The organism is Actinoalloteichus caeruleus (assembly GCF_049311605.1).
Taxonomy (GTDB): Bacteria; Actinomycetota; Actinomycetes; order Mycobacteriales; family Pseudonocardiaceae; genus Actinoalloteichus_B; species Actinoalloteichus_B caeruleus.
Genome location: NZ_CP186005.1, coordinates 4,248,696 through 4,263,791 on the forward strand (window position 1 = coordinate 4,248,696; position 15,096 = coordinate 4,263,791).

The 15,096-nt window shown below is 72.4% G+C and carries 12 protein-coding genes; 4 read left to right on the forward strand and 8 right to left on the reverse strand.

Annotated features, from left to right (window positions below):
- Positions 1-10: 10 nt before the first annotated feature.
- Positions 11-1,129 (reverse strand): PLP-dependent cysteine synthase family protein, encoded by a 1,119-nt coding sequence (locus tag ACOJVX_RS17025; RefSeq protein ID WP_026420133.1) that lies wholly within the window; start codon positions 1,127-1,129, stop codon positions 11-13.
- 215 nt (positions 1,130-1,344) lie between these two features.
- Between ACOJVX_RS17025 and ACOJVX_RS17030 the strand changes: the two genes are divergently transcribed.
- Positions 1,345-3,915 (forward strand): ATP-dependent Clp protease ATP-binding subunit, encoded by a 2,571-nt coding sequence (locus tag ACOJVX_RS17030; RefSeq protein WP_026420132.1) that lies wholly within the window; start codon positions 1,345-1,347, stop codon positions 3,913-3,915.
- A gap of 373 nt (positions 3,916-4,288) precedes the next feature.
- Complete coding sequence (mihF, locus tag ACOJVX_RS17035; RefSeq protein ID WP_016698609.1) at positions 4,289-4,603, forward strand: integration host factor, actinobacterial type; 315 nt, start codon at positions 4,289-4,291, stop codon at positions 4,601-4,603.
- A gap of 60 nt (positions 4,604-4,663) precedes the next feature.
- Here mihF and ACOJVX_RS17040 read toward each other — a convergent pair whose 3' ends face one another.
- A complete protein-coding gene (locus ACOJVX_RS17040; protein WP_051712757.1) occupies positions 4,664-6,811 on the reverse strand; it encodes a catalase in 2,148 nt (715 codons plus the stop codon).
- Positions 6,812-6,959: 148 nt separating this feature from the next.
- On the opposite strand from ACOJVX_RS17040, the gene ACOJVX_RS17045 reads away from it, so the two are divergent.
- Positions 6,960-7,196 (forward strand): DUF6480 family protein, encoded by a 237-nt coding sequence (locus ACOJVX_RS17045; RefSeq protein ID WP_026420130.1) that lies wholly within the window; start codon positions 6,960-6,962, stop codon positions 7,194-7,196.
- 233 nt (positions 7,197-7,429) lie between these two features.
- Here ACOJVX_RS17045 and ACOJVX_RS17050 read toward each other — a convergent pair whose 3' ends face one another.
- Positions 7,430-7,915 (reverse strand): hypothetical protein, encoded by a 486-nt coding sequence (locus ACOJVX_RS17050; protein WP_051314241.1) that lies wholly within the window; start codon positions 7,913-7,915, stop codon positions 7,430-7,432.
- A 225-nt stretch (positions 7,916-8,140) separates the two neighbouring features.
- A complete protein-coding gene (gene selD / locus ACOJVX_RS17055; protein WP_081895296.1) occupies positions 8,141-9,181 on the reverse strand; it encodes a selenide, water dikinase SelD in 1,041 nt (346 codons plus the stop codon).
- Between the two features lie 207 nt (positions 9,182-9,388).
- On the opposite strand from selD, the gene ACOJVX_RS17060 reads away from it, so the two are divergent.
- Entirely contained in the window at positions 9,389-10,222 is an 834-nt protein-coding gene (locus ACOJVX_RS17060) for an SDR family NAD(P)-dependent oxidoreductase (RefSeq protein WP_026420128.1), read from the forward strand.
- Between the two features lie 120 nt (positions 10,223-10,342).
- On the opposite strand, the gene ACOJVX_RS17065 is transcribed toward ACOJVX_RS17060, so the two are convergent.
- The 4 genes from ACOJVX_RS17065 to ACOJVX_RS17080 all read right to left on the reverse strand — a co-directional run bounded on the left by ACOJVX_RS17065 (position 10,343) and on the right by ACOJVX_RS17080 (position 15,093).
- Positions 10,343-10,972: a LysE family translocator gene (locus ACOJVX_RS17065; RefSeq protein WP_422646923.1), complete on the reverse strand. Its 630-nt coding sequence runs from the start codon at positions 10,970-10,972 to the stop codon at positions 10,343-10,345.
- A 249-nt stretch (positions 10,973-11,221) separates the two neighbouring features.
- Positions 11,222-12,742 carry an alpha-N-arabinofuranosidase gene (locus ACOJVX_RS17070; protein ID WP_418155076.1) on the reverse strand — a complete coding sequence of 507 codons (1,521 nt, stop codon included), beginning with the start codon at positions 12,740-12,742 and terminating at the stop codon, positions 11,222-11,224.
- A 100-nt stretch (positions 12,743-12,842) separates the two neighbouring features.
- On the reverse strand, positions 12,843-13,823 hold the full coding sequence (locus ACOJVX_RS17075) for an arabinan endo-1,5-alpha-L-arabinosidase (RefSeq protein ID WP_026420125.1): 981 nt from the start codon (positions 13,821-13,823) through the stop codon (positions 12,843-12,845).
- Between the two features lie 247 nt (positions 13,824-14,070).
- Positions 14,071-15,093 (reverse strand): arabinan endo-1,5-alpha-L-arabinosidase, encoded by a 1,023-nt coding sequence (locus ACOJVX_RS17080; RefSeq protein WP_418155075.1) that lies wholly within the window; start codon positions 15,091-15,093, stop codon positions 14,071-14,073.
- Positions 15,094-15,096 lie beyond the last annotated feature (3 nt).

Consider the following 15,096-nt stretch of genomic DNA (forward strand, 5'->3'; position numbering starts at 1 on the left):
TGCCGGGAGGTCAGCCCTGCTTCCAGGTGCCGGAGGCGAGGAACTCGTCGATGGTCCGGCGGTGCGGCGCCAGGTCCAGGTCCTGCCGCTCCACCCAGGAGTCGTCGTAGTAGGTGTGGTCGTAGCGGTCGCCGCCGTCGCAGAGCAGGGTGACCACGCTGCCGGTCGTCCCGGCGTCCAGCATCCGGCTGATCAGCTGCCAACTGCCCCAGAGGTTGGTGCCGGTCGAACCACCGGCGCGCAGACCCGTCATCTCGTGCAGGTGGCGCACGGCCGCGATGCTCGCGGCGTCCGGCACCGGGATCATCAGGTCGATGACGCTGGGCACGAAGCTGGGCTCGATGCGGGGACGGCCGATCCCCTCGATGCGGGAGGGCATCCCGGTGGCGTAGTCGGGAGCGTTCGTGGTCCACCCGGGGAAGTACGCCGAGTTCTCCGGGTCGACGACCGCCAGCCGGGTCGGGTAGCGCCGGTACCGCAGGTAGCGGCCGATCGTCGCCGAGGTTCCGCCGGTACCGGCGCCCACCACGATCCACCGGGGGACGGGGTGCCGTTCCTGGCCGAGCTGCTCGAAGATCGACTCGGCGATGTTGTTGTTCCCCCGCCAGTCGGTGGCCCGCTCCGCGTAGGTGAACTGGTCCATGTAGTGCCCGCCGGTCTCCTCCGCGAGCCGCTGGGCCTCGGAGTAGATCTCGATCGGCCGGTCGGTGAAGTGGCACCGCCCGCCGTAGCGCTCGATGAGCGCGATCTTCTCGGGGCTCGTCGTGCGGGGCATCACGGCGATGAAGGGCAGGTCGAGGAGCCGGGCGAAGTAGGCCTCGGACACGGCGGTGCTCCCGCTGGTGGCCTCGATGATCGTGGTGTGTTCGGTGATCCACCCGTTCGCGAGGCCGTAGAGGAACAACGACCTGGCCAGCCGGTGTTTGAGGCTCCCCGTCGGATGCACCGACTCGTCCTTGAGGTAGAGGTCGATCCCCCAGTCGGCGGGGAGCGGCACGAGGTGCAGGTGCGTGTCGGCGGAACGGTTCGCGTCCGCCTGCACCCGCCGCACCGCCTCGTCCGCCCAGGCCCGCGCTCGACGGCCGAGACCGCCGGCCCACTCGTCCTCGTCCCGCGCCCCAGCCCGCATCGCGGCAGGATAGCCGACCCACCACCAGCCGGGTCGCCGCGCGTCCCACCGGCCAGCGGCGTTTGTTCCTCCCCCACTCGGGCACCCCCGGGAGACGCGCCTCGTGTGAGCAGAGCGGTGTGGGCCGCCTCGCCGGGCCGACGACGCCGGGCTGGCCGCGCCACGTGCCACCGACAGCGGGGCCACGGCAGGTCGTCAGCACTGGGAGGTTGGCAATGAGCGGCTACTTCGGCCCGGAGGGTGGCCTCGGCGGGGGACCGGAAGGCTTCGGCGGGGGTTCCTTCGACGAGTTCCTCGCCCGGTTCTTCGGCAGCGGTGGGCAGCGCCACCCCGCGCGACGGGTGGACATCACCTTGCTGATGAGCGAGCAGGCGCGGGAGCTGATGGCCAGGGCCGCCCGGAAGACGGCCGACTGGGGTCGGGCGGACGTCGACACCGAGCACCTCCTCTGGGCCGCCACCCAGGTGGCCCCGACCCGGGAACTGCTGGAGGAGGCGGGGGCCGATCCGGGGGCGTTGGCCTCGGCCGTGGAGGAACACGGGCCGGCCTCCGGCGAACCCCGGGAGGCGCCCCCGACGCTGGCGCCGGCGGCGAAACGCGCCCTGCTGGACGCCCACCAGCTGTCCCGGGCGACGGGCGCCAGCTACATCGGCCCCGAACACCTGTTGCTGGCGCTGGCGGCGAACCCGGAGTCGAACGCGGGGCGGCTGTTGACCGCCGCCCACGTGACCCCCAACGCGTTGAGGTCGGCGTTCTCGGGGCGCGGCGCTCCGCCGGAGCGGGCGCAGCAGACCAGCACGCCCACCGTCGACCAGTACGGCCGGGACCTGACCGCCGCGGCGCGGGAGGCCAAGCTGGACCCGGTGATCGGACGCGACGGGGAGATCGAGCAGACCATCGAGGTGCTCTCCCGGCGCACCAAGAACAACCCGGTCCTCATCGGGGACGCCGGTGTGGGCAAGACCGCGATCGTCGAGGGGCTGGCGCAGCGCATCGTCGACGCCGACGTCCCCGACCTGCTGTTGGACAAGCGGGTCATCCAGCTCGACATCACCGGGGTGGTCGCGGGGACCCGCTACCGGGGTGACTTCGAGGAGCGGATGAAGAAGCTGATCGACGAGATCAGGGAGCACGGGGACGACCTGATCATCTTCATCGACGAGCTGCACACGGTCGTGGGGGCTGGCGCCGGCGCCGAGGGCACCATGGACGCGGGCAACATGCTCAAGCCCTCGCTGGCCAGGGGCGAGATGCGGGTGGTCGGCGCGACGACGCTCGACGAGTACCGGCGGAACATCGAGAAGGACGCCGCGCTCGAACGGCGGTTCCAACCCATCCTGGTCCCCGAACCGACGTTGGAGGACACCATCGCCATCCTGCGTGGTCTCCGGGACCGCTACGAGGCGCACCACCAGGTGCGGTTCCGCGACGAGGCGCTGGTGGCGGCCGCCGAGCTGTCGGACCGCTACGTCACCGACCGCTTCCTGCCGGACAAGGCGATCGACCTCGTCGACCAGGCGGGGGCCCGGGTCCGGCTCCGGTTGCGGACCCCGAACGCGCAGTTGCGGGAGCTGGAGCAGCAGCTGGAACAGGTGCGGCGGGACAAGGCGCAGGCGGTGGCCGACGAGCAGTACGAGCACGCCTCCCGGCTGCGGGACCGGTCCGAGGAGCTGCGGGACCGGATCGAGTCGATGCGGGAGGACGGCACCCCGCGTTCCCCGGAGGTCACGACGAACGACATCGCGGAGGTCGTCTCCCGCTCCACCGGCATCCCGGTCAGCCAGCTCACCGAGGAGGAGCGCAGCCGGTTGCTCCGGTTGGAGGACCACCTGCACCACCGGGTGATCGGGCAGGACGAGGCGGTGCGGGCGGTGGCCGAGGCCGTCCGGCGGTCCCGCGCTGGGCTGGGTGACCCGAACCGCCCGATGGGCAGCTTCCTGTTCCTGGGGCCCACCGGGGTCGGCAAGACCGAACTGGCGAAGGCGCTGGCGGAGGCGCTGTTCGGCGACGAGGACCGGATGGTGCGGATGGACATGAGCGAGTTCCAGGAACGGCACACGGTGAGCCGGCTCACCGGCGCTCCCCCCGGTTACGTGGGGTACGAGGAGGCCGGCCAGCTCACCGAGACCGTGCGGCGGCACCCCTACTCCGTGCTGCTCTTCGACGAGATCGAGAAGGCGCACTCCGACGTGTTCAACATGCTGCTTCAGGTGTTGGACGACGGGCGGCTGACCGACGGCCAGGGTCGGACCGTGGACTTCCGCAACACGGTGGTCATCATGACCAGCAACGTCGGATCCGACCTCGTCACCAGGGGCGCCGGGCGGCTGGGCTTCAACCCAGGATCGGCAGCCGGGGCGGACCGGGAGAGCGAACGGGTGGAGGCGCGGCTGATGAGCCGGCTGCGGGAGACCTTCCGCCCGGAGTTCCTGAACCGCATCGACGAGGTCATCGTCTTCCGACAGTTGGACTTCGCGCAGTTGCGGGAGGTGACGGACCTGATGTTGGAGGACACCCGCCGGCGACTGCGGGCCCAGGACGTCTCCATCCGGTTCGAGCCGGCGGCGGTGCAGTGGGTCGCCGAGCACGGCCACCAGCCCGAGTTCGGCGCGCGGCCGATGCGGCGCACCATCCAGCGGGAGATCGACAACCAGCTGTCCGCCATGTTGCTCGACGGCCAGCTGACGCCGGGGCACGAGGTCACCGTGGACGCCAGGGACGATCACCTGTACTTCGCCGTGGACGGCGGCGAGGGGGGTGTCCGGGAGCAGCCGCAACCCGCCTGAGCCGGCCGGGTCGGGGGCCGGCGTACGGTGTGGCCGGGGGTGCATCCCGGGAGGGGTGGTGGGAGCGGGGTCGCACCGGAGGAGGTGTGCGGCCCGCTCGGTCACGTGCCGGGCGGAACAGCACACCGTCCGTCACGGTGCCTGGCTCCGACCAGCCCGCCGTCCACCGGGACCACCACGGGAGACTACGGAGAGTGCTCGTCGCCCGCCGGAGGGGAGTCATCGCGGACTCCCACGCGACCGACGTCACCGGGGATCGGGGACACGCCGGGCCGCAAAGCAGCGGGTTGTCGGCGGCGTCCTTCAGGATGCCTTCTGACGTCCCTGCGACCAGCGGGAACATCGACGCACCATCAGGAAGGACGATCCACACATGGCTCTGCCCGAGTTGACGCCAGAACAGCGGCAAGCCGCGCTGGCGAAGGCCGCCGAGGCTCGCAAGGCCCGTTCCGAACTGCTCGCGGGTCTCAAGTCGGGCCAGCACACGCTGCCCGCGGTGCTCGACAAGGCCAAGACCGACACCATCGTCGGCAAGACGAAGGTGACGGCCCTGGTCAAGGCGCTTCCCGGCATCGGTGACAAGCGGGCCGCGGCCGTGCTGGAGCAGGCCGGCATCGACACGTCCCGCCGCGCCGCCGGGCTCGGCGACCGGCAGCGGCAGGCGCTGATCGACGCGCTGGCCGGCTGAGCGATCACAGCGGACGAGGCCGGGCCCGGGCCCGGCCTCGTCCGCGTCCCGGACCGCCCCTCAGGCGGGCACCTGGTCGGAGTCCCGCTCCCAGTGCCGGTGCGCGCCCAGTGCGTGGACGAAGTGCCCGCTGACCCCCGGACTGCTCGGGTTGTCCACGTCGGTCACCACTCCCTGGTCGGTCACCGCGCCGTCCCCCTCGTTGGCCAACCGCACGTTGACCAGGCCGGCCCTGCCGAGCAGCGCGACGCCGTGCCCGGTCGCCGCGAGCGGCTTGCCGTGTTTGAAGGACTCGGCGACGAAGTGCAGGGCCAGACCGTCCGAGGAGAGGTTCTGGAGGTTCTCCTCCCCCGAGGGCACGTAGACGGCGTCGTAGAGCACGGAGGCCATCGTGGACAGCGCCCGGTCGACCGCGATGCTTCCCCCGTCGGAGGTGCGCACCGAGCCGTCGGTGGGCGCCAGCAGCTCGGGGATGGCTCCGCGCGAACGGAGTTCCTCGCTGATCAGCCGGACCGCGCTCTCGTCGACCCCGTCGGACACGAGGAACGCGACCCGCCGGGTCTCCAGGCGGCCGGTGACGGCGTTGGCCTGGCTCAGCGCTGGCGAGCTGCGGCCGTGGTTGGGCCGGACCTCCGAACTCGGGGGCGGGACTCCGATGCCCTCGGCCACCTGCACGGCGAGGTCGTGGTCGACGTGGTTGATCTGGGCGACGGCACGTTCGCGGACCTCGACGGTCTCGACCTTGCCCAGCTCGAAGCGGAACGCGGCGATGATGTGCTGCCGTTCCCAGGGCGACATGCTGTTCCAGAACAGGGTGGCCTGCGAGTAGTAGTCCTTGAAGCTCTCGCTCCTGGCCCGGATCTTGTGACCCTCGACCTTCTCCTGGTAGTGGCGGAAGGCACCCTGGTCGGCCCCCGCGGTCATCGGGCAGCCACCGCCGAGGCTGTTCTTGGTGTAGCTGGTCCGCCCCCGGTGGATCCGGGACTGGTGGTAGCCGTCTCGCTGGTCGTTGGTGACGGGTGCCACCGGGCGGTTGACCGGGATCTGCGCGAAGTTCGGTCCGCCGAGCCGGATGAGCTGGGTGTCGAGGTAGGAGAAGTTGCGGGCCTGGAGCAGCGGATCGTTGGTGAAGTCGATGCCGGGCACGACGTTGGCGGTGTGGAAGGCGACCTGTTCGGTCTCGGCGAAGAAGTTGTCCGGGTTCTGGTTGAGCACGAGTTTGCCCACCGGGCGGACGGGGACCTCCTCCTCCGGGATGATCTTCGTGGCGTCCAGCAGGTCGAAATCGAAGTCGAACTCGGCCGACTCCGGGACCAGCTGCACGCCCAGCTCCCATTCGGGGAACTGCCCGGCCTCGATGGCGTCCCAGAGGTCGCGGCGGTTGTAGTCGGGGTCCTTGCCCGCGACCTTCTGGCACTCGTCCCACACCAGGGAGTGCGTGCCCAGCACCGGCTTCCAGTGGAACTTCACGAAGGTGCCCCGGCCGTCACCGTCGACGAGGCGGAAGGTGTGCACGCCGAAGCCCTGCATCATGCGGTAGCTGCGAGGGAGCGCCCGGTCGGACATCAGCCACATCATCATGTGCATCGACTCGGGTTGGAGCGAGACGAAGTCCCACAACGTGTCGTGGGCCGACTGGGCCTGCGGGATCTCGTTGTGCGGCTCCGGTTTCACCGCGTGCACGAAGTCGGGGAACTTGATGCCGTCGTGGATGAAGAAGACGGGCATGTTGTTCCCGACGAGGTCGTAGTTGCCCTGCCGGGTGTAGAACTTCGTCGCGAAGCCCCGCACGTCGCGAACCGTGTCGGCGGAGCCCCGGGAGCCGGCCACGGTGGAGAAGCGCACGAACACCGGGGTGCGCAGGCTGGGATCGGTGAGGAACTCGGCGGCGGTGTACTCCCCGAGGGAGCCGTCGTAGGGCTGGAAGTACCCGTAGGCCCCCGCTCCCCGCGCGTGGACCACCCGTTCGGGGATGCGTTCGTGGTCGAAGTGGGTGATCTTCTCCCGTGCGTGGAAGTCCTCCAGCAGGGTGGGGCCACGTTCCCCGACGGTCAGCGAGTCGTCGGTGTGGTCGACGCGCACGCCCTGCTGCGTCGTGAGGTAGGCGCCGTCGGCGCTGACGCGCTCGGCGTCGAGTTGCCGTTGCTTGTCGTCAGCGCCGCGACCGGTGGGCGGCGGGTTGCCCGAGACAGGATCTGGACCGCTCATATGACAAACCTCTCCGTCGTGGTCTGGCTTCCCTCCGTAGGGGTTCCTCCGCTCCTACCCGACGGGTGGCAGCCGAAACCCCGCCAGCCCGTCGCGGGGCCGGCACCGGGCGGGAGTGGGCCACCGGACGACGGGGTACCCGGAGGGCATGACGAGGCACTTCGAATCCGGCCATGGTGGGGACGGCACGCCTGCTCACGATCCCGAGCGGGTTCCTCCCACCGAGACCCCTCCGGCGGAGAGCAGCGCCACCGAGGGGCTCGCCTACCGGGAGCCGAAGCCCCCGTCGCGGTGGAGCGTCCGGTTGACCGTGCTGGCGATCGTCCTGCTGGCCGCGCTGGTGGCCGGCTTCTTCGCCGGCTACCTCGCTGGCCTGTTCCTCTGAGCGTTCTCCGCGGCCGGCCACTGGTGGGGATCCTGGGCCGGACCTCGGCCCGGGGGTCGGGTGTCCGGACGCCGGGACGCGCCCGGACCCGCCGGATGCGTGGCCGGGTCGTCTCCTCGTCACGATGTGCCGAGTGGTCCTCTCCTGGCCCGGGAGCTGGTCCGCCCCGCTCGACGCCCCCCGGTCCGCTCCGCGTGACGCGGACCGGCGCGGGTGCGCGTCCCCGCCTCGGGTCACTCGTGGTCCAGCACCGCTCCCATCGCCGCCACCACGATCGGGTGGCCGAGCGGCAGCGGCCGACGGCGCTCGTTGCGGGTGCCCGCCGGGTCGAGTTCCCGGACCGGCACCGAGCCGAAGTGGTCGGGGACCTCGGGGGGTTCGGGCAGCGCGGGGCCGGCGAGCAGGTAGACGGCGTCGACCCCGGACCGTGGGCGGGTGGCCAGCCACTCCGCCGTGTCGACCAGGTCCCGCGTGGTCAGCAGGACGACGGGGGCCTCCCCGAGCAGGCTGGCGGCCAGGTGCGCGGGGTTCGGCAGGGCGGGCCACCGGACCCATTCGACGCGGTAGCGGGCGGACAACGACCGCCAGGTCGCGGGCAGCTCGCCGTGGACCGCCTCCCCCGCCGGGTCCAGCACCATCACGGTGGGCGACTCCGGCGGTCCGGCGGTCACCACTCCCGGACCGCTCTCCGGGGAGAACCTGCGCTCGCTGATCGTCATGCTCGTCCTCCACTGGCCGCCTCGTCGCGTCCTTCCGGTCGGGGCCTGGCCCGGTCGTGGGCGGCCCCGTGCTCGGGGTGTACCCACCGGGGGAGGTGGGCACACGGCGGAGCGGTGGGCGGTGCCGCCACCCCGCGCCGGGGGAGCCGGTCCCGCCCCGGTGGGGGGCGGCGTCGCACCCGGGTGCTCGCCGGTCCCTGGTGGGCGGGGTGGCGGCGGTCGACGTCAGCGGATCGCCACCGCCTCCTCCCCGCGCGGCAGGAGTTCGCCCACCACCGGGAAGCCGGGGACCTCCCCCGCCACCAGCAGCCCACCCGAGATCTGCGGGTCGGCGAGGAGCAGGGCGTCCTCCTCCGGCAGGCCGTCGGCCACCAGGTGCTGTCCCAGCCACCCCAGGACGCGTCGCGCGCGGGGGCAGTCCGCGTGCGCCGGGCTGGTCCGCGCGCCGTCCAGGAACGGGAGGGCAGCCGAGTCGAGGACCACGGTCACGCCGCTCGCCCGCGCCAGCAGGTAGGCATGGCCGAGCAGGCCGTAGTCACCCACCTCGACGGCTCCCCTGGCGCCGTTCGCGAGGGCTTCCTCAGCTGCCCGGTGGTTGAGGGCGGTCATGCTCGCCACGGCCTGCGGGAAGTACTCGCCGGTCGCCCGGTGCCGTCGGGTCAGCACCCCGCTGCCCAGGGGTTTGGTCAGGGTGAGCGGCATCCCTGCCACGCCCGCGTCGGTGCCGAGGACGGCGTCGGGGCGCCCCGCGCCGGTCACGGACAGGCCGTAGGCGGGGCGGTCGTCGCCGAGGGGGTGGGTGCCACCGAGCTGGCAGCCGGCGTCGCGTGCCACGTCCAGACCCCCCTGGAGGAGTTGCGCCGCCTGGTCGGCGGGCAGGGCTTTCGGCCAGCCCAGCAGGTTCACGGCGAGCACCGGGCGGCCGCCGGTCGCGTACACCGGGGAGAACGCGTGGGCGGCCGCGACGCAGCCCCAGTCGTAGGGGTCGTCCAGGACGGGCGGTAGGACCCGGGTGGAACTGGCCAGGGTGTGGTTGGTGGCCCACCGCAGGACGCTGGCGCTGTCGGTGTCGTCGCGCCCGGAGAGGAGCTCGCCGACCGCTCCGCTCCCGGGCGCGGCGCCCGCGAGCCCGTGGACGAGCCGTTCCAGTTCGGGCGGGAGTAACGCCGGGTCCTCGTCCTCGGGGAGGAACCGGGTGAGGCGCTGGTCGCCGGGGGCCGGTCGGACCGGGTCGGCGGGGTGCGCTGGCTGTGGGGAATGGGACATCCGATCATGGTGCCCGAAGCCGGACCTCCGGCGGGGCGGTGGAGGGCACGTCGGCCGCCCGATCGGCCCGCCCGCCAGTCACGGGTCCGGCGCGACCGCTGGCGGGTCCTGGGCACCGGCCCCCGGGTTCGCGGGGCGTCGGACCGGAGGCGGGGCCGACCGGGAAACGCGGTGGCGTGAACGGAGGCGGCGTCCGAGGATGACCCCATGATCGATACTGGCCTGACGGACACCGTCGTCCTGGTGACGGGAGCTGACCGGGGGATCGGCGCGGCGACCGCGCTCGCCTTCGCGGCGCAGGGGGCTCGGATCGCCGTGCACCACCACCCTGGCACCGCGAGCGCGCCGCCGCCGGGTGTGCGGTTCGAGCACACGCCGGGAGGCGCGGACGCGGCGGAGGAGCTGGTCGACCGGTTGGTCCACGCCGGCGCGGGGGCGGCGGCGACGTTCCCGGCCGACCTCGGAGCTCCCGGAGCCCCGCGAGCGCTCCTCGACGCCGTGGCGGACAGGCTGGGGCCGGTGGAGGTCCTGGTCAACAACGCCGCGCACTGCGAAAGTCCCGACCTCGTCACCGAGCTCACCGATGGTGTGCTGGACCGGACCTACCGGGTGAACGTGCACGCGCCCGCGCTGCTCATCTCGGAGTTGGCGCGGCGGCACGGGACCGGCGGTGCCGGCAGTCCGACCGGGCCCGAGGCCCAGGAGTGGCTTCCGGCGGTGGTCAACATCTCCACCGACGCCGCCCGGGCGTTCCCCGGCCAGCTCGCCTACGGCACGTCCAAGGCGGCGTTGGAGGCGCTCACCCGTGCGACGGCCCTGGATCTCGGGCCGCTGGGGGTGCGGGTGAACGCCGTCGCCCCGGGGCCGGTCCAAACCGGTTGGATCGCCGCCGATCTGGTGGAGCGGGTGACCCCGTCGATCCCGTTGCGCAGGGTGGGGGACCCGAGCGACATCGCGGACTGCGTCGTCTTCCTCGCCTCCCGGCAGGCGCGGTGGATCACCGGGCAGGTGGTGCAGGTCGCGGGCGGCCACGCGCTGTGAGACGTGCCCGGTCCCGGTCCGCGAGGCGAGGGCGGGCGGCGGAGCGAGGGCGGGCGGCGCGGCCACCCGGCCTGCCCGGCCCTGGGCCGGCGGCGTCCCGGGGTAGCCCGGGGTGCCCGCTCAGCGGGAGCTCGCGGCCAACCAACCCGCCAGGCCGAGGAAGACGACCCCGGTCCCCTGGTCCACCCGCCGCATGGCACCGGGTCGGGCGATGGCGCCGATGCGGGCGCCGGCGGTGGCGTAGAGCAGCATGACGACGAACTCGACGACCAGGTACCCGGCCCCGAGGGCCAGCAACCGCGCGGTCGCGGACCCGCTGCTCTGGTCGACGAACTGGGGCAGGAAGGCGGTGAACAGCAGCAGTGCCTTGGGGTTGGTCGCGGCCACCAGGAACTCGCGGCGGGCGAGGCGCCAGCGGGACGGGCGGGCTTCGGCGTCCGGGGCCGGGGCCGCGCCCATCCCCTCCCGACGGGCCCGCCAGAGCGTGGAGAGCCCCAGCCACCCGAGGTAGGCCACCCCGCACCAGGTCAGCACGGTGTAGGCCAGGTCGGAGGACGTGATCAGGGCGCCGGCGCCGAACGCGACCGCGACGATCATGAGGACGAAGGCGACCAGGCGTCCGGTGGCGGCGACGACCGCGGGGGCGATGCCGTGGTGGATCGCGTTGCGCATGCCGAGCAGTTGGTTCGCCCCCGGTACCAGCGACACCAGGAACGCGGCGGTGAGGAACCCCGTCCACTCCGCTCCCACCCCGGACCTCCCCTGTCTGGCGGGTGTGACCGCCGTACCCGACGACGCCGGGGGCGCTCCGGCCCCACCCGATGACCCGCGTGTGAGTGGGCCACGCTACTGGTCGTGGTCCCGAGGTGGGGGCTCCCCGGGACCAGCCCTCACTGTGGGCGCCACCACCCGGGTGGGTGCCCGGCCGGGACCTCGTCCGGCCGGCGCGGTGGCCGGCCGGACGGGTCAGCCGTCCCCGGTGAGGGATGTCAACCGGGATCAGTTCGCGGCGACGCGGATGACGTTCCAGGACAACGGCGGCAGCTCGGCGGTGAGGGTCCCGTCCTGGCAGCTCGTACCGGACACCTGGCGAGGAGCGACCCGCTCCTGGTTCTCCAGGGTGTTGGTGGCGTGCCGGTCCTCGTCGGCGAGCACCCGGTGCTCCAGCACCCTGGCCTTCCCGAGACCGCGCAGGTCCGCGGTGAGCCGGAGGGGCTTCTCGGTGTCCCGGTTCACCGCGAAGACGGTGAGGCCGCCGTCCTCCGCCTCCACCGCGGTCGCGTGCAGGTGGTCGACCTCGCCGAACTTCGCCGTCTCATAGGTGGTGCTCGTGCCGGCCAGTCGCAGGACTCGACCTCGACCGTGCCGCGCCGCGTCCGCGAAGGGGAAGAAGCTCGCCTGGCGCCACGCCGGGCCACCCGGCTCGGTCATGATCGGCGCGATGACGTTGACGAGCTGGGCCAGGCAGGCGGCGGTGACCCGGTCGCAGTGCCTCAGCAGGGTGATCAGGAGGCTGCCGACCACCACGGCGTCGGTGACCGAGTAGACGTCCTCGATGACCCGGGGCGCGACCCGCCAGCCGGGGTCCTCGCCCTCGCGGGACTGGTACCAGACGTTCCACTCGTCGAAGGAGATCTCCAACCGCTTGGAGCTGCGGACCCTGGCCCGCACGTGGTCGGCCGTCGCCACCACGCTCTCGATGAAGTGCTCCATGTCGACGGCGGAGGCCAGGAAGCTGCCGACGTCGCCGTCACGCTCGTGGTAGTAGGCGTGGCAGGAGACGTAGTCGACGCGGTCGTAGCAGTGTTCGAGCATCGTCGCCTCCCAGGAGGCGAATGTCGACATCGCCGACGAGGAGCTGCCGCAGGCGACCAGGCGCAGGTCCGGGTCGATCAGGCGCATGACGTTGGCGGTCTCGTTCGCCAGCCGGCCGTACTCCTCGGCCGACTTGTGGCCCATCTGCCACGGGCCGTCGAGCTCGTTGCCCAGGCACCACAGCCGGATGTCGAAGGGTTCCTCGTCGCCGTGCCGCCGCCGCAGGTCGGACAGTTCCGTGCCACCGGGGTGGTTGGTGTACTCCAGCAGTCGACGGGCGTCGTCCACACCCCTCGTCCCCAGGTTGAGGGCCATCATCGGCTCGATGCCCGTCTTGCGGGTGAAGTTCATGAACTCGCTGAGGCCGAACTGGTTGGTCTCGGTCGACTTCCAGGCCAGTTCCAGGCGGCGGGGGCGTTCCTCGACCGGCCCGACCCCGTCCTCCCAGTTGTACCCGGAGACGAAGTTCCCGCCGGGGTACCGGACCATCGTCACGCCCAGCTCCCGGATGAGGGCCAGCACGTCGGTGCGCAGGCCGTCCGCGTCGGCGGTGGGGTGGTCCGGCTCGTAGATGCCGGTGTAGACGCACCGGCCCATGTGTTCGACGAAGGAGCCGAACAGTCGGGGGTTCACCTCACCGACGCTGAACGCCGGGTCCAGGGTGAGGGAGGCGGTGGGCTGTTCTGGGGTGGCGGAGTCCTGCATTGCTTCCTTCCATCGGTTCACTGCGGGGGTGGTCGCCAGGCGGCGGCCACCCCCTGGCGGCCCGGGCCGCCACACGTCACGGCCGGTCGGCCGTCCTCGGTCAGGTCACGAGGGGCCAGCCCTCGTCATCCCAGGAGAGCCGGTTCAGGCCGACCTTGGACAGGCCGCCGTCGGCCCGGTCGTAGTAGTGGTAGACGAGCAGGTCGACATCGCCGTCCCGCAGGACGCTCTGCCCGCCGGGTCCGCGCACGTCGCCGTGGCTGGCGAGCAGCTGGGTCCCGCCGCCGTCGAGCATCGGCACGCCGTCGCGGTCGAGGTACGGTCCGGTCGGGCTGGTCGAGCGACCCACCATGATCCGGTAGTCGCTGTCCACTCCCCGGCAGCAGTGGTCGAAGGAGACGAACAGGTAGTAGTGGCCGCCGCGTTCGATGACGTAGGGCGCCTCGACGGCCTGTTCCACGGGTCGGCGGGCCAGGTGGTGGAGGGTGCGGTCGGTGGGGTGCGGCATCCCGGTGAAGGGGTCGAGGCGGATCATCCTGATACCGCTCCAGAAGGAGCCGAACACGAGCCACCACCGGCCCTGCCGGTCCACCAGCAGCGCCGGGTCGATGGCGTTGTGGTCGTCGTCGAGGTCGGTGGACACGACGATGCCGTGGTCTCTGAACGTGCCGGGTCGCCCGGTGGGGCTGGTCGCCAGTCCGATCGCCGAGTTCCGGGAGCCGGAGGTCGAGGCGGCGTAGTACAACCAGTACCTGCCGCGCTGGTAGGAGATGTCGGGCGCCCACACGTCACCGTCGCTGTACTCGTGGACCCAGGCGGGCACGGTCGGGAACACCGGGTCCGTGCGGGTGAACCGTGACCGGTCCGGGGAGGTGCGCGCGCCCAGGTTGCCGTGGCTCTCCAGCAGGAGGTAGCCGTCACCGGTGCGGACCATCGAGGGGTCGTGGATGCGGGTGTCCCCGCTGACCGGGTCGGGGCCGGGGTAGGCGGCGAACGCGGGGGGCGCCGCCGCCATCCACACCAGCACCGTGCCCGCCGCGACCGCCGCCCGCAGGGGCCCGCGTCCCTTCGTCCACCGCATACTCGTTCCTCCACCCTGCCCGCCGCCGGGATCGGCGGCTCGTCCCCCCAGCGTCGGGGGGCCCTGCCGCAGAGGCAGGGCGCGGTCAGCCGGCAGGGTGGCGGTGTCGCTCGATCGGCGGAGTACGCGGGCACGGCGTGAGCCGGCCGATCCTGCCCGGGTGACGGGACGTGCCGCCGGCCTGCCCCGAGGGCAGGGGGCGGCGGCCGGGCTCCGCGTCCGGCCGCGCCCCGGGAACGGGATGGACTCAGTGGACACTGGGCCACCCGCCGCTCCAGTCGAGCAGGTTGACCCCGAGCTTGTGCCGACCGTGGTCGGCGCCGTCGTAGTAGTGGTACACGAGCAGGTCACCGTCGACGTCGGAGAGCACGCTCTGCCCGCCCGGCCCGATGATGGTGCCGTGGGTGGAGAGCACCTCGGTGCCGCCGCCGTCGAGCATCCGAACGCCGTCGCGGTCGACGTAGGGGCCGGTGGGGCTGGTGGACCGGCCGACCATGACGCGGTAGGTGCTGTCGACCCCGCTGCAGCAGTGGTCGTGGGAGACGAACAGGTAGTAGTAGCCGTTCCGCTCCAGGATGTGGGGCGCCTCGACGGCGTGGGGCGCGTCGGGGCGGGTGGCCAGGTGGTGCAGGGTGCGGTCGGTGGGGTGCCGGTGCCCGGTCTCGGGGTCGAGGCGGATCATCCGGATGCCGGTCCAGAAGGAGCCGAGGGAGAGCCACCACGACCCGTCGGAGGTCACCAACAACGAGGGGTCGATGGCGTTGAAGTCGTCCCCGTCGGTGCTGGAGATGACGATGCCCTGGTCGGTGAACGTGCCGGGCTGGCCGGTGGGGCTGGTGGCGAGACCGATCGCGGAGTGGTTGGAACCGAAGCTGGAGGCCGTGTAGTACATCCAGTAGGTCCCCCGGTGGTGGGAGACGTCCGGCGCCCAGACACCTTGGACGTCGTTGTAGTCGTCCACCCACGCTGGTACCTCGGCCAGGGCGGGACCGACCCGGTCGAAATCGATCCGGTTCGACGAGCTCCGGACCTCGATGCCGTTGTGGGTGGAGTAGAGCAGGTATCCCTCGGGGGTGCGGACCATCGACGGGTCGTGGACCAGGACGTCGCCCCGCACCAGGCCGGGCAGCGGGTAGCCCTGCTCCGAGGACGACGCGGGGGCGCCAGCCTCGGCGGCGTGCGCGGCGGCGGGCGCTCCCGTCGTGACGAGCGCGGTCACCGCGAGGAGAGCGACGGTGGATCGGAGGCGGCCGGCGGCTCTGACAACCATCTT